General features: G+C 31.6%; 14 protein-coding genes. 2 read left to right on the top strand and 12 right to left on the bottom strand.

Translation table 11 applies throughout. The features are described 5' to 3' along the window. Positions 1 to 41: 41 nt before the first annotated feature. From ACNQGG_RS06200 to ACNQGG_RS06165, 8 genes are all read right to left on the bottom strand, one after another. Entirely contained in the window at positions 42 to 491 is a 450-nt protein-coding gene (locus ACNQGG_RS06200) for a hypothetical protein (RefSeq protein WP_417962194.1), read from the bottom strand. Positions 492 to 625: 134 nt separating this feature from the next. Continuing rightward, a complete protein-coding gene (locus tag ACNQGG_RS06195) occupies positions 626 to 2,020 on the bottom strand; it encodes a sensor histidine kinase (RefSeq protein WP_417962192.1) in 1,395 nt (464 codons plus the stop codon). A 6-nt stretch (positions 2,021 to 2,026) separates the two neighbouring features. Beyond that, a complete protein-coding gene (locus ACNQGG_RS06190; RefSeq protein WP_417962190.1) occupies positions 2,027 to 2,689 on the bottom strand; it encodes a response regulator transcription factor in 663 nt (220 codons plus the stop codon). A 19-nt stretch (positions 2,690 to 2,708) separates the two neighbouring features. Continuing rightward, positions 2,709 to 4,106 carry a DUF3570 domain-containing protein gene (locus ACNQGG_RS06185; RefSeq protein WP_417962188.1) on the bottom strand — a complete coding sequence of 466 codons (1,398 nt, stop codon included), beginning with the start codon at positions 4,104 to 4,106 and terminating at the stop codon, positions 2,709 to 2,711. Positions 4,107 to 4,150: 44 nt separating this feature from the next. Then, the gene (locus tag ACNQGG_RS06180) at positions 4,151 to 4,363 is read right to left on the bottom strand and encodes a DUF4266 domain-containing protein (RefSeq protein WP_417962186.1); all 213 of its coding nucleotides are present in this window, start codon (positions 4,361 to 4,363) and stop codon (positions 4,151 to 4,153) included. 15 nt (positions 4,364 to 4,378) lie between these two features. After that, complete coding sequence (locus ACNQGG_RS06175) at positions 4,379 to 5,362, bottom strand: FAD:protein FMN transferase (protein ID WP_417962418.1); 984 nt, start codon at positions 5,360 to 5,362, stop codon at positions 4,379 to 4,381. After that, the gene (locus tag ACNQGG_RS06170) at positions 5,362 to 5,796 is read right to left on the bottom strand and encodes a thioredoxin family protein (protein ID WP_417962184.1); all 435 of its coding nucleotides are present in this window, start codon (positions 5,794 to 5,796) and stop codon (positions 5,362 to 5,364) included. The genes ACNQGG_RS06175 and ACNQGG_RS06170 overlap by 1 nt, the downstream gene beginning before the upstream one ends. A gap of 129 nt (positions 5,797 to 5,925) precedes the next feature. Further along, positions 5,926 to 6,387, bottom strand: a complete 462-nt coding sequence (locus tag ACNQGG_RS06165) for a QcrA and Rieske domain-containing protein (protein WP_417962182.1) — start codon at positions 6,385 to 6,387, stop codon at positions 5,926 to 5,928. Between the two features lie 246 nt (positions 6,388 to 6,633). On the opposite strand from ACNQGG_RS06165, the gene ACNQGG_RS06160 reads away from it, so the two are divergent. Continuing rightward, positions 6,634 to 8,733, top strand: coding sequence for an LTA synthase family protein (locus tag ACNQGG_RS06160; RefSeq protein WP_417962180.1), 2,100 nt, complete (start codon positions 6,634 to 6,636; stop codon positions 8,731 to 8,733). Positions 8,734 to 8,790: 57 nt separating this feature from the next. On the opposite strand, the gene ACNQGG_RS06155 is transcribed toward ACNQGG_RS06160, so the two are convergent. Then, positions 8,791 to 9,789 (bottom strand): zinc dependent phospholipase C family protein, encoded by a 999-nt coding sequence (locus ACNQGG_RS06155; protein WP_417962178.1) that lies wholly within the window; start codon positions 9,787 to 9,789, stop codon positions 8,791 to 8,793. A 96-nt stretch (positions 9,790 to 9,885) separates the two neighbouring features. Here ACNQGG_RS06155 and ACNQGG_RS06150 point away from each other — a divergent pair, with 96 nt between their 5' ends. Continuing rightward, the gene (locus ACNQGG_RS06150) at positions 9,886 to 10,617 is read left to right on the top strand and encodes a YoaK family protein (RefSeq protein ID WP_417962176.1); all 732 of its coding nucleotides are present in this window, start codon (positions 9,886 to 9,888) and stop codon (positions 10,615 to 10,617) included. 21 nt (positions 10,618 to 10,638) lie between these two features. On the opposite strand, the gene ACNQGG_RS06145 is transcribed toward ACNQGG_RS06150, so the two are convergent. The 3 genes from ACNQGG_RS06145 to ACNQGG_RS06135 form a co-directional block, all read right to left on the bottom strand. Then, positions 10,639 to 11,616 carry a YeiH family protein gene (locus tag ACNQGG_RS06145; RefSeq protein ID WP_417962174.1) on the bottom strand — a complete coding sequence of 326 codons (978 nt, stop codon included), beginning with the start codon at positions 11,614 to 11,616 and terminating at the stop codon, positions 10,639 to 10,641. A 75-nt stretch (positions 11,617 to 11,691) separates the two neighbouring features. Beyond that, complete coding sequence (locus tag ACNQGG_RS06140; protein WP_417962173.1) at positions 11,692 to 12,588, bottom strand: LysR family transcriptional regulator; 897 nt, start codon at positions 12,586 to 12,588, stop codon at positions 11,692 to 11,694. A gap of 31 nt (positions 12,589 to 12,619) precedes the next feature. Then, the gene (locus ACNQGG_RS06135; protein ID WP_417962171.1) at positions 12,620 to 14,647 is read right to left on the bottom strand and encodes a hypothetical protein; all 2,028 of its coding nucleotides are present in this window, start codon (positions 14,645 to 14,647) and stop codon (positions 12,620 to 12,622) included. Positions 14,648 to 14,705: the final 58 nt, after the last annotated feature.

Below are 14,705 nucleotides of genomic sequence, written 5' to 3'. Positions count from 1 at the left end.
ATGTATATAAGTGATGAATTGTAAAAAAGCACTAAAAATAATCAACAATGTTTTGGAGGTCTCCAAATAGATAGTAGAACTCTTGAAGAAAAATAATTTTGTAAAAAAGCTATTTTTTGTGGTTCTTTAAAATAATAGTTAGGAATAAATTTGAATAATTTTATTTCTAAGTTTATTGCTAAATTTTGATGAAGCGAAAAATCCGAATGATTATGGAAAGGTAAATCTCCATGTTCATCATGATTCTCATTATGATGCTTATCTAAATAATGATCCACTAAAAAATGGATTAGAGTAATGTCTCTATGATTATGACTGTGCTTAATAAAATGTGAAACCAAGATTGGTAATCGTAAACTATCCTCAACAACAAAAGGAATCGTTAGTTGCAGGCAAATAATTAAAGCTAATATATTTTTTAAAAATTTCACGAAACAAATATAAGTGTTTTTAGATTTTATTTTAAATGATATACTTAAGAATTGAAGCATTAGGTTCCTTGTTTTAAAGAAAATTAAATAACTTGGAGACTTTTGTAAAATATTAAATTCATAACTTTATGATTGTGTAGAACAATTAAATAAAGTATAAATGTAAAACATAAATTTAAGGATTTACTTAAGAATTACTTAAGGTCTGTTTCAAATAAACTTAATACCACTCGTGTTCCTATGTTTTCTTCACTGGTAATTGCAATATCAATAGTAAGCAACGAACAGAGTCTTTTTACAATAGACAAACCCAATCCGGTTCCTTTTATTTCAGGGTGCACATTCGATTGTGAACGATAAAATTGATTGAAAATATTCTCTAAGTCCTCTTTTGGGATTCCAATTCCTGTATCAATGATGTGACATTCAATTTTAGAGTTTATCCTTTTTATATTGATAGTTAAATTCCCATTTTGATTTGAATACTTCAACGCATTAGAAATCAAATTATTGACAATGATTAAAAACAGATAACTATCAGTTTCTATGTAGTAATCTCCAGAAAATTTTGTAGTGATATTAATGTTTTTAGACTGTATCGCAGTAGAGTTTCTGGCAATAGTATCTAAAAATATAGCGTTCAAATAGACTTTTTCTATTTTTAAACTTTGTTTTTGATTTTCAAATCGGGCCAATAAAAGCAACTGATCAACCAAATGATTCAACCGATTGACTTCTGTAACACAAAAATTAATTTTTTCTTCATATTCAGCAGGATTTCGAGGTTTTCGAATCAAAACTTCCAATGTTCCTTTGATAACCGTTAAAGGCGTTCTTAATTCATGCGATGCATCCGAAGTAAATTGTTTTTCTCTTTCGATAGCGGTTTCAATTCGGTCTAATAAATTATTTATGGTTTGAGACAAAATATACAATTCGTCACGGTTTTGTGGTAATGGAATCCTAGATATAAGATTATCTTTAGTAATAATATTAGAAGTGGTGATTATGGAACTAATTGGTTTTATGCTCCTTCCGGCAATAAATCGTGCAATAAAGAAAAGTACTATCAGAATTAAAGGATAAACAATAAGCAACACCTCAAATAAATTATTAAGCACCATTGTAGCATCCTCTAAGGACATTGCAATTATGATATACCCAATAATTTTTGTTTTTTGATAAATAGGAACCTGAATTTGTCGAATAGAGTTATCGGCTAATTTTGTATCAAAGAACTTGTTCTCCCCATTTTTTTCATTAAAGAGGAGAGAAGATTTTTTGAGATTAGGCGATTTTTCAATCACATTTCTATTTTGATCCACAAACTGAATAAATACAGGATTTACATCCAGCGTATTGTGTTCCCGTTCTTTCCATTCCTCTTTATGAATCAAATGAAAACTATTGCCTACAATTTCAATTTCGGATCGATGTTTCTCAACTTCACTGGTAATATCATTATTCACATGGCTATAAACACTTAATTTAATAATAGAATAGATGATAAAGAAAACTACAAAAATCAATAAAGCTGTAGTCACTATATAATGGGAGGCAATTCTATTTTTAAAGGAAAGTTGTTGCATTTTTATTTAGTCATTAGCAATGTAACCTACACCGCGAACTGTTTTTATATAGTCTTGTTCAATTTTTAAATTTAATTTTTTACGAATCGCATTCATAAAAACATCAATCACACCCGTATCATATTCAAAATGAATGTCCCAAACATCCTCGATAATTTGGGTTCTGGTGCATACTTTGCCTTTATTTTTGACCAAATACGTCAATAAATCAAATTCACGTTGAGTCAAATTTACTTCAGTATCACTTACGAAAACACTATGTTTGGCCATGTCAATTTCTATAGTTCCAAGAGTCAGAATTTCATCTTCATTTTGATTTCTGAAATGAATTTTGATGCGTTCCAGTAATTCATCAAAACTAAATGGTTTTTTGATATAATCATTGGCACCAGCTTTCAAACCTTCAATTGTTTCTTGCACAGTATCTTTGGCCGTCAAAAATAAGATTGGCGTATGACTGTTTTTTAATCGAATGGATTTACAAAGTTCCAATCCTGTCATTTTTGGTAACATCCAATCTAATAAAATCAAATCGAAATTGTTTTTTTGAGTCAGTTCAAACCCTTTTAAACCATCCGAAGCACTTGTGATTGTATAGCCTTCTTCTTCTAATCCTTGCTGAAGAAATTGAACAATTCCCGCTTCATCCTCCACGATTAATATGTGCATGATTGTATAAATTTAGGCTTTATTGCATGACAAATTTAAATGCAATTGTACCAATGTTAGCATTTAGATTATCACTTCTTTCATAATGATTGAATCTAAAATCAATATTTTTCAAACCAAATTTCCAAATTTTTGTACCTGTAAAAATATCAGTATAATTGATTCCAAAACCATATTGATTCGCATCAAATGTAGCTAAATCTGCATCAGAGGTATAATATCTTTCTGTTGACAAATGGGTTTCATAAGGTGCATAATATTTTGAAGCCGTTTGGGTGTAATAGCGATACATTGGAAAAACGGTAAACCTATCAGATAATTTTATAGGAAGCTCAATTGTTGCGGTATGCGATTGAATATCCCAATTATCGGAATAAAAACGATAATAGGTTCTCAATATAAATCGCTCGTTGATGTAATAATTCAAACGTGCTCCAACAGGGACTTTAAATCGGGAATCCGGTAATCTTTCAATATCATCAGCCAGTTTATAAACTCCAGTATTCGTTGAACTTTCGTAATTATTAATGTATTGTGCCTGACCGATGTAATAATTAGCTTTATCTGCAAAATAAATTCGGTGATACGGTGAAGACAATAAGCCTTGTTGCTGTAAAATATCGAAGAAGATTGAAAACTGTAGTTTTTTAGTTAAAACCTGAGAGAAACTAACAGAAGCCGAATAAGAGTTTCTATTTACGCCACTTACCGTTTGTGCTGATGGCAAATAATTTGTTGTGGTTTGCCCATTTTGATCTAAAACTGATACGCCATTAAAATAGCCTTGATTTAAAAAATTAGCACCATATTTTGAATATTCGTCTAATTCCGTTGGATAAATAGGCCTCCATTGATCAAGATACACATTGGCTTTCAAGCTTAATTCGGTATTTTTTTCATTAAAAAGAGTCGCAATTCCTCCTCCAAAACCAACCGAAGTATAATCATACTCATTTGAAAAAGAAACATCAGTATTCCAAATAAAATTCCTAGAATCACTACTATGACTATAATTAGCAACAATTGACACCAATTGATCGCTTTTAGAAGCTCCAGAGGAAGCTTGCCAAGGAGTCCCACTAGGTCCGCCTGAACTGGAAGCTCCAGTTGAATTAAACGGGTTGATGTTACTTGATGATGCTGATGAATAAGCTGATATTCCCAAATCAATCGTTAAAACATCATCATCATTTAATGGCATCGCCACCACAATATTTGAGGCAATATCAGTAAGTTTCTCCGAACCAATTCCACCTGAAACGGCTGATTTTGATCCCTCCTGATTGTAATAACTGGCTAAAAAATCGACTTCGGTACTCTCTAATACTCGTTTTTTAAATGCTGGCGCAGTAGTTTTGTCTTGCGAAAAGGCAATGCTGCTGATTAATACTAAAAGAAATAAAAATTTTATTTTCATTGTATAGAAATTACTAATTACTATCTAAATTGTTGTTTTGTAAATTAGTTGCAACCACAACCACCACCTGATTTACCACCATTGGCTCCAGCAGCTGCTTCACGATATACTTGAAAAGAAGTTTCATATCGCTCTGAAGTTTTTGCGGTTAACTTCATGTCAGGATCATTTATTTTTTCTTTTTCGTATTCTTTTACTGAACTACACGATTGTAAAATCAGCATTACAAAAAACAAAACCGTTATAGTCTTTATCATTTTGAATGTCTTTTATTAATTATATTTTTTAATATCAATTCCTTTTGACGAATGGATTTTACCTTTGTCATCAACAATAATACATTCAATCCCTTTAAGCTGATTGACTAAATCCAACCCTACTTCTACCCCGAGAACAAAAATACCCGTAGCCAAAGCGTCAGCTACTTCCGTTTGCTTTGCAAAAACAGATACACTCACCACGCCAGTTGCCGGATAACCCGTTCTGGGATCTATAATATGTGAGTAGCGAATTCCATTAAAAATAACATACTTTTCATAACTTCCCGAAGTTTCTACAGCGCTGTCTTCTAATGGAAATGTGGCAAAAACTTTATTTTTATTCAAAGGATTTACAATTCCCACATTCCAAAGTTTCCCATCGGGTTGTTTTCCCCAAGCATTAATATCTCCAGAAACATTTACAATTCCTGAAATACAGCCTTTTGAAACCAATAAATCTTTTACTTTATCAGCAATATAGCCTTGACCAATTCCGCCCAAACCTAATTTCATTCCTTCTAATTTCAGGAAAATGGTTTGTTCTTTCTTGTTTATAATAATATTTCTGTATCCAATTTTTACAACTGATTTTTTTATGGCTTCTTCTGTCGGCATTACTTTCATCGAACCATCAAATTTCCATATTTTGTCCATGGAAGCATATGAAATATCAAAGGCGCCATCGGTAATTTGGGAAATTTTAATCGCTCTTTCGACCAATTCCAAAACTTCAGTATCCACTTTTACAGGTTTAATTCCTGCATTACGGTTGATTTCTGAAATTTGAGTAGTCGGAATCCAATCAGAAATTAAATTCTCTATTCGTTTTACTTCGGCTACAGCCAAATCTATATATTCATTGGATTTTATAGTGTCATTTGCAACAGCTGTAATCTCAAACGGACTTCCTAACATCGACAACTTTCTCTTATGGGCAATTTGACCAACGGAAATGAAGGTTGTCAATAATAAAAATAAGGAAATTATACTCTTCATCATTTTTCAAACGAATGGATTAATTTGATATAATCAGCTGGAGAAAGGTTTTTGAAACCTGTAATTCCTAACACATTCCCAGTTTTGTCCAAAAGTAACACTAATGGGAAATTCCCTGATTTATTGTATTTTTCTGCTATTTTTTTATTGCTCTCCATCAACGCTGGTTCGAGTTGATTTGCTTTTTTCTTTGGAAAATCAGCTTTGTAAATAACCCAATTTTGGTCGGCTTCCTTTTTAAATTCTTCTGATTTCCAAATGGTATTTTCTAATTTAATACATGGAGCACACCAATCTGATCCTGAAAATACAAGAAGGATGTTTTTATCTTCTGAAAGTGACTGCGCTTTTGCTTCTTCAAAATTGGATTTCCAGTTTTGAGAATATCCTAACGTTCCTATAAAAAGAAACAAGAACATAACCTGTTTTTTCATCTTTTAAATCTGTTTTTAATACTGTAAAAGTATTTATTTCTAGTGAAGTGTACTTTTCTGATAGTGAAAATTAAGGCAGAATTAATTTAACGACTTTTTACAGATATACATGACTGTTTATTTATTGGACTAGACAATAACGGTCAAAGTTGTTCCAGATAATGTAGTCTGATATTGTTTTAAATTGGATGGTGCAGGTCCCGAAATTACGGTACCAGTACTTGTAAACTGAGAATTATGCCTTGGACAAACAAATACATTCCCAGAGTTATCATAACCAAGCGTTACACCTTCGTGAGTACAAGAAGACGAAACAGCCAAAAAAGTTCCTGTAGTGGTCCGCGCAATGATAATTCCTTTCATAACTATAAAACCTCCATTTGTGGCCAAAGGTCCTGTGCTGGTATCAACTGTAAAATTACTTGAGGCGGTTGGTGTTGGCGTAGGCGTAGGTGTTGGTGTTGATGAACCAGAACCACCAGTATTAGAATCGTCTGAGCTACAACTCGCAACTAAAACGGCTATACAAGCAGGCAATAAAACAGTTGCCGCTCCAAATCCTACTCTCGCAAAAAATTCTTTTCTAGTCATGATTATTTTATTTTAGGTTGGTTAATATAACTATATACGCAAAAATAATAGTTATGGTTTTTTTTAGAATTAATAAACAGAACTTGTATGAAGACGCAAAATATTTTCATGACTGTTTTAAAATTTCAACCGTATTTATTAAAATTAATTAAATCTCCTTAATCTAAGATTCTGTTTTCCAATATTAAGCAATTCTTAAAAAATAGCACTAAAATTATATATACTTTTGTAAATAAAAATAATACTATGAATTTTTTAAAAAAGTCATCCCCTTTTTACAATCTTATGCTTTTTTATATTATTGTAAGTATCGTTTTAAGAATAGTACTGCTATTTCATCCCATTACCCAAAGCTCATTTGGTTTCCTAGAGGTTGTTAAAATATTTGGTTTTGGATTAATCTCTGATTTTTTCATTTTTGTATTAATAAGCGGTTTTTTATGGCTGTATCTAATTTTTATATCCAATTCAAAATACTTGAAACCCCATGGTTATCTCTTTTTCGGGCTATTAGTTGCCTTATTGTTGTATGTTTCATTTGGCAATACAATTCTTAACGAATATGGTGGTGCGCTACCTGCAATTGGAATCGCTTTTATGGCTATAAAAACTATTTTGTTTGGGTTATTGCTTTTTCTTCCAAAATACCGAAACCAAATTAGATTCTGGTTGTTCTCATTTGTCATTTTCTTGTATGTTGTTTTGATTTTGCAAAATGGAATTAGTGAATACTTTTTTTGGAATGAATTTGGTGTAAAATACAACTTCATAGCCGTTAATTATTTGGTTTACACCAATGAAGTAATAGGTAATATCATACAATCGTATCCTGTAATTCCAATATTTACCGCATTATTTGTTGTTGCAGGCTTAATAACATATTTGATCGTAAGACGTTCAAAAACGTACATCGAAAGTATTCCAAATTTTGTACAAAAAATACAGTTATCCGGAATTTATCTTACTTTGTTTGGACTCTCTTTATTAACGATACCCTATTTATCTGCTCAGGAAAACTCACCAAATATTTTTGCAAATGAATTAGAGGCAAATGGAATTTATAAGTTCTTTTTAGCCTTTAAAAATAGTGAATTAGACTATTTCAAATTCTACAAAACACTTGCCGAAAAAGAAGCGTATGCATTATTACGAGAACAAATTCCAGGAATTTCAGGAGAAACTTCTTTACGAAAAATTCAAAGCGATGCAACTGAAAACCATAAGAATGTAGTGTTAATAACTATCGAAAGTTACAGTGCCGATTTTATGAAATTGTACGGCAACGAACAAAATCTAACTCCTTTCTTGGATAGTTTAGCTACAAAAAGTTTGTTGTTTACGAATCTTTACGCTGTTGGGAATAGAACTGTTCGTGGTCTTGAAGCTGTTACTTTGTGTTTCCCTCCCACTGCCGGCGAAAGTGTGGTAAAAAGAGAAGATAATAAAAATAAATTTTCAACTGGAAATGTCTTCAAACAAAAAGGGTATACTGTGAAATACCTTTATGGAGGTGATGCTTTCTTTGATAATATGGAAGATTTTTTCACTGGAAACGGTTATGGTATTGTAGATAAAAAAACATTTACTCCTGAAGAAATTACTTTTGCGAATGTATGGGGCGTTTGTGACGAGGATATGTACAACAAAGCAATCAAGGTAATGAATGGGGAAGCAAAAGAAAACAAACCCTTTTTTAACCATATTATGACTGTTAGCAATCACAGACCATTCACCTATCCTAATAATAAAATTGATATCCCAGGAGATGCTAAATCACGTGAAGGTGGCGTTAAATATACTGATTTTGCCATGAAGAAATTCTTCGAAATGGCAAGTAAACAACCTTGGTTTGCCAATACTGTTTTTGTGATTATTGCGGATCATTGTGCTTCCAGTGCAGGAAAAACAGAGCTTCCTGTTGATAAATATAGAATTCCGGCAATGATTTACAGTCCGGGTTATATTCAGCCAAAGCATTACACGAATTTGATGTCTCAGATTGATATTATGCCTACGTTATTTGGATTGTTGAATTTCAATTATCAAAGTAAATTCTATGGTGAGGACGTTTTAAAATCTGACTATAAACCGAGAGCTTTAATTGCAACATATCAGGATTTAGGGTTGATAAAAGATAATATTTTAACTATTATTTCACCCAAACAGCAAGTGAAGCAATTTCAATTGACATTAAAAAAAGATCAAAAAACAGCACCTGATTTCCAAATCTATTACGACCAAAATCCGCTGATAAAAGAAAGAACTGATTTAGTAAACCAAACTATTTCCTATTACCAAACTGCTTCAGATATGTTGAAGAAAAAGAAATATCAAAAAATTAATTAGCATAAAAAAACGGGTAAGATTGCTATCTCACCCGTTTTTTTATTTTAGATTTAAAAATTATTCTTTATCGTTTACTAAACCAAAAAGGAATCCTTTTTTAAATAATTTGGAATCTTGTTTTAACCCTTTTTTATTGCGTTTGGTAAGCGCCTCTGAATCTAAAGTACTTAAATCGGGTTTCCCTGCATTTACCCAAGCGGTATACCAAAAACTAGCTGTAGCAGTAATTGCTTTTTTCATTTGATTTTCAACCATACCATTCAACTCTTGGTGAAATTTAGTGGCATAATCATCCGAATATAAAACGCCATTGTATTTGTTTTTTACAATGGTACCAGCCTCATCAACGACATACATTTTGCTTTCTGGAATTGTAGTTCTTAATTTTTTATCAGCCGCTAATAAAGGAGCTACTAAGCTATGGGTATCAAAAATAATACCCCAAGCTGCTTGGTCTACATTTTCAATATATTTTCCTTCATCAGCATTTAGTTTATAATTCTTAACAAACAATTCAGGCAAACGGCTTTCCCATAAAGAATGAATTCCTTTTTGATTGGTATTTTGACCATCATGATTGTCAGAAGTATGCAAAGGCATGTGTGCATCTCCTATGTAATGTCCAAGTTCTCCAGCAATAAATAGAATTTCGTTTTTTCTTTTCTCTTTGAAAGCTTTAGTTAATTTGCCCATCATTTCTTGAATGTACCAAGGCAATGTCCCATTTTTTGACAAGAATTTCTCATCGTATTTTTTCTTTGCAGCTTCCATAGTTCTAGGTAAACTGTCAATGCTTCCGAAATTCTCCATATCAAAATAATGACGTGGTCCTTCAGCCTTGTCATTCAAAATAGATTTTCTCAAATCCGGAACTGTGGATTCCTGAGTGATGAAATCGATATGATTGTAGAAAAAAGTTTGTAATGGTTTTGGAAGCGCCATTACCGCAGCTCTATTGATTCGTTCATGGCCAACAACTCCCCATGATAACAACAAAAAAGCAATTCCAATTGTAGATAACCCAATAAGTGTAGGTCTAATTTTAAAATTTTTCATTATATTTATTTATTAGAACTGCAAATGTATTTTTTTTAAATATAATTCAATGAAATCTGGTTTAAGATTATGTTAATTTAAAGAAATTAATTAAAAATGTTTCGTCACAAAGGAAAAAACAGGACTTTTATTCACAATTTACGTTTAGCAACCTTACTATCATTCGTGGCTGGCATCGTTAATATAACAGGTGTTTTGGCCGTAAAAACGTTAACCACAAATGTCACGGGACACTTTGCTTATTTTGCAGAAGAATTGATGCTTAACAATTATGCTACAGTAATAACTTTTTTTGTTTTCACAATCTTTTTCTTGATTGGCGCCTTTACTTCTAACTTTTTATCAGAATTAGTCTCAGTGAAACATCCCGATTTGTCTCATGTTGTGCCCATTTCTTTGGAGATTTTAGTTTTAACTGGTGTTGCACTTTTTGGAGTTCCCTCTGATATTTCTATTTTCGAAGGTAAAACAATCGCTTTTTTTATGCTTTTTGCCATGGGGATTCAAAATTCCCTGGTTACAAAAATATCACAGGCAACAGTCAGAACAACTCATTTAACAGGCCTTTTTACAGATTTAGGAATCGAATTGTCTCAATTGTTTTTTTATAAAAAAGCAGATGAAGTAACAAAATTGAAAACGAGTATTTATTTGCGTTTTTCAATCATTTCCTTCTTTTTTATTGGTTGTGTTTTCGGAGGATTTATGTATCAAAAAATGGAATTAAAAACACTTCTAATCGCTTCCTTTTTTCTGTTTATTGCCCTTTTTTATGATTATATGAGACTCACCTATTTTGCCATAAAAAGAAAGAAATTTAATCATTAATATTACTTTAAATAGTGCTTTCTAATTAAAATACATAATGGTTAACAGTGTTCCAATTGCTATAAATACCCAAAGCAAAAGGCCTTGAAACAAGGGTTTTACTCCAACTAATTTCAAAATATTCCTATTCAATCCTGCTCCAATTAAAAACAAAGTTAGCGTGAGTCCAATTTTGGCAATTGAAACCAAATACGGAGCAATAAGGGCTGTTTGTGAAACATACGTATTCATTGCCATTGCTATAATAAATAATCCAATAAAATAGGGGATTTTAATTCTGCTGGATTTATTTTTGAAAATAAAAGCGGTAAGTAAAGCTACCGGAATAATCCATAAGGCTCGGGCTAATTTTACAGTCGTAGCTATTTGTAATGCTTCGGGGCCAAATTTACTGGCTGCACCAACCACTGAACTCGTATCATGAATAGCAATCGCACACCATAACCCGAACTCTTTTTGCGATAAATCCAACCAGTGTCCTACAGCCGGAAATAAAAATAAAGCAACTGAATTCAGAATAAATATCACTCCTAAAGCAATGGAAGTTTGTTTTTCATCTGATTTAATTACCGGAGCAATCGCGGCAATTGCACTTCCGCCGCAAATTGCAGTTCCGCATGAAATTAAATGAGCAGTTTTCTTTTCAATTTTTAGCCATTTCCCTAGAAATGTTCCTAAAATTACAGTGCTAAAAATGGATGCAATAGTAAATATAAGACCTTCTTTACCTGCCGATAAAGCACCATTTACATTCATGCCAAAACCTAAACCTACCACAGAAACTTGCAGTAGAATATTTGTTGCTTTATGGTTGAGATGTAAAAAAGGATGACCGGAAAGATTCGCAACAATCAGTCCTAATAATAAAGCAATTGGTGGCGAAACAATTGAGGTCATGCAAAACAATAGCAGTGCAACAAAAATAATTTGTTGCTGTAGTGTACTTATTTTTAAAAATAATGGTACTTGTTTTAGAATTACTTTTTGATTTGGTTCCATTGTAAAGTAATTGAATTATTACTATACAAAGGTGAGTAGATTAATTTGCATTAGCCAATCGCAAAAAACAATCTGCTATAACTTTAAATTATAATGACTCGATATATTTTTTATAAACAATTCTGATAGTGGATCAACTTTTCCTTGTAAAGTAATGATGTAAAAAAAGCGTTCAATAACAAAATCATCAATATCAAGAATAACCAATTCGTTATTTTTAAGCTCTTTTTCTATAGCATGGATGGAAATAAAAGCAACACAATCAGAATTCATCAAATAGGATTTTATACTTTCCGGGCTTCCCAACTGCATTTCAATTTTTAAATGCGAGAGATTAATTCCAAAAGGTTTTAACGCATGATCAATAACTTCAAGTGTTCCAGAACCCTGTTCCCGAGTTACAAATCGCAGGTCTTTCAAATCCTCTAAACTAACTTGCTCTTTGTTTTTTAAAGGATTACTATTGTTGCAAACCAGTACTAATTCGTCTTTTAAAAACTCGGTGTATTTAATAGATTGATTTTTAGACTGTCCTTCTACAATTCCTATTTCAATCTCTTTATTCAGTAATGCTTTTTCAATTTGCTCCGTATTTCCGTTCAACAGATTCACTTTTATGTCCTGCAATTTTTGATGAAAGCGAGCCAAAAGAGGCGGAATTATATATTGAGAAATTGTTGTGCTGGCTCCTAATCGAAGTAATCCTTTTTGTTGATTGATTAATGCGCTCATGTCAAAATCAATTTCTCTATAGACTTCAAATATATTTTTAGTGTGCTTAAGCAATACTTCACCGGCATTGGTAAGGGAAATTTTTGAACCGTTTCTTTCGAAAAGTTTGATTTTATATTGTTCTTCCAGCTCTTGAATATGTTTCGAAATGGCAGGCTGAGTAATGAATAATTCCGTTGCCGCTTTAGTAAAACTCAATCTATTGGCGACAGTAAAAAAAACTTTTAATCTAAAATCCATGATTTATATTTTTATTAAATGGAATTTAAATTTACAACAATCCGTTATATTTTCTAACAAACCATTCCGTTGAAAGAAAAATCGAAATTAAAACGAGTAACCAAACCCATTCAATCAAAGGTGTTTTAGTCATAGTATTCTTTTGAACGGCTTTGTATTCCTCATTATCCAAAAGTGATTTTATTAAAACCTCAATTTGATCGGGGAAATAAGCTTTACCATGTGTTTGCGAAGCTAGTTGTGTCAATTTTTCTACATCTGGGTTAACAAATTGTTTTTCTATATCAAAATCCAGTATTTCAAAATGATTGGAATACGAAGTTTTTGAATTCAATTCTTTTACCGAAAAATCATAATTCCCAGCTGTAAGCCCATTAAGATTGACTTGATAGGAATTATTGCTTTTTAACAAATCGTAATTTTTAGTTTGCTTGGTTTTTGTATTAGTTATAGCAATTGTCAAACGAGCTTTCTCATCAAACTCATAGTTTTTATTGAAATATTGTGCGGAAATCTCAATTACTTCGTCTGAATTATAGAAATTTTCATGGGCAACAACCAATGATTTTTTTGAATTGTTAGAAGCCAAATACTGGATAATCTTGTCTATAAATACATCAAACTTCACAAAAGACTGGTTGTCGATATGGCTTTGCAAACGCCATTTCCAACTATTCTCCCCTAAAAAATAAGCCGTTCTTTTGCCTTGATTTTCAGTAAAAGCCAATAAAGGTGAATTGGTGTCAATATTTCTTATTTTGGAAGAAAGCAATACCAAAACGTTTCCATTTGTAGTTATATTTCCAAAAGGATTTTGCAAAGGTGGGAAATTTTCGAAACCAATATTATCAATTGCAAAGAGATTAAATTGAGAATTAAATGCCGCCAAATAATCTTCTTTTTGACTACTCATTTTGAAAGACAAATTATCCTGTTGTTGATTCAAAAAATTAAAATCTGTATTGTTTCCGGTAATAATGAATGTATTAATCCCGGTCGACTTAGCAGCATCAAAAACCGATTTAAATTCAACTGTGGGTTGGTATAGAATTAAAATACTATAATTTTGTAATAATTTGATATCATTAGGCTTAACTAGAGTTACTTTGCGTTGTGCATTCGTTTCGATTGCATGTTTCAAAGCACCAATATCCGGATGATTTATAGTAGAAATAATGGCGATATTTGTTTTTTGGTCAATCACTTCAACAGCAAAATTCTTGGTATTATTATAAGTATTCTTTTCTTTTTCTTTAGATGAAATCGTGGCTTTAAAAACTTGTAGTCCTACTTTATTAGCAGGTAATAGTAAATTGACAACAGCCGTTTTTTTCGATGGAGAAAATGAAATAGATTGTTTACTAAACACCGAATTCCCTTGTGAAATAATAAAATCAGCAGTTATATTTTTAGTTCCTGAATAATGCAAAAAGGCTTCTGCCGGAAACCTATTTTTATAAAAAGCGTATTTATTGACATTTAATTGATCTATTTTAAAATCTAAAAAAGTGGTCGTATCACCTACAATTAATGGAAATACTTTATTCGTTGCATCAAAACCATAAACATAATCGTTACCTGAAGTTTGATTTCCGTCCGTTATAATTATGGTTGGAAAAATTACATTTTTGTTAATGCTTTTCAGGTTTTTGGCTACGGCATCCAGATTGGTTTGTTTTCCTTTGAAATCAAATTTTTTCGATTGTTGAAATTCACTGTCAAATTGATACGATTGAATATCAAATTTCTTTTGCAATGCTGAATTCAAAATCAATTTTTGATATAATTTTACTGATTTTCCATTAGCTTTCAAGAATGAAATGGAACTGGAATTATCAACGACAATTGGCAACGGTGTTTTTACAGTTTCTAGCGTATTTTTAGTTATTATTGGATTAACCAACAGTAATAACATTCCAAAAATAGACATAAAACGCAAAAAAGCCAAAAACAAACTAACTATAGATTTGTTTTTGACTTTGTATAAATAGTGGTGAAATGACAAACTACCGGCTAGTATTAAAGAAAGTATTATTAATAAAATGGTAGTTGTCGTCATTTTTTATTGTTTAGTCATCTATTTTCAGTGATCAGCTACTGAATACTGAAAATAGATT

Origin of the sequence: Flavobacterium esculini (assembly GCF_048284325.1) — a bacterium.
Classification (GTDB): domain Bacteria; phylum Bacteroidota; class Bacteroidia; order Flavobacteriales; family Flavobacteriaceae; genus Flavobacterium.
The sequence above is the reverse complement of the archived record's forward strand: the minus strand, read 5'-3'. Positions and strand labels throughout refer to the sequence as shown.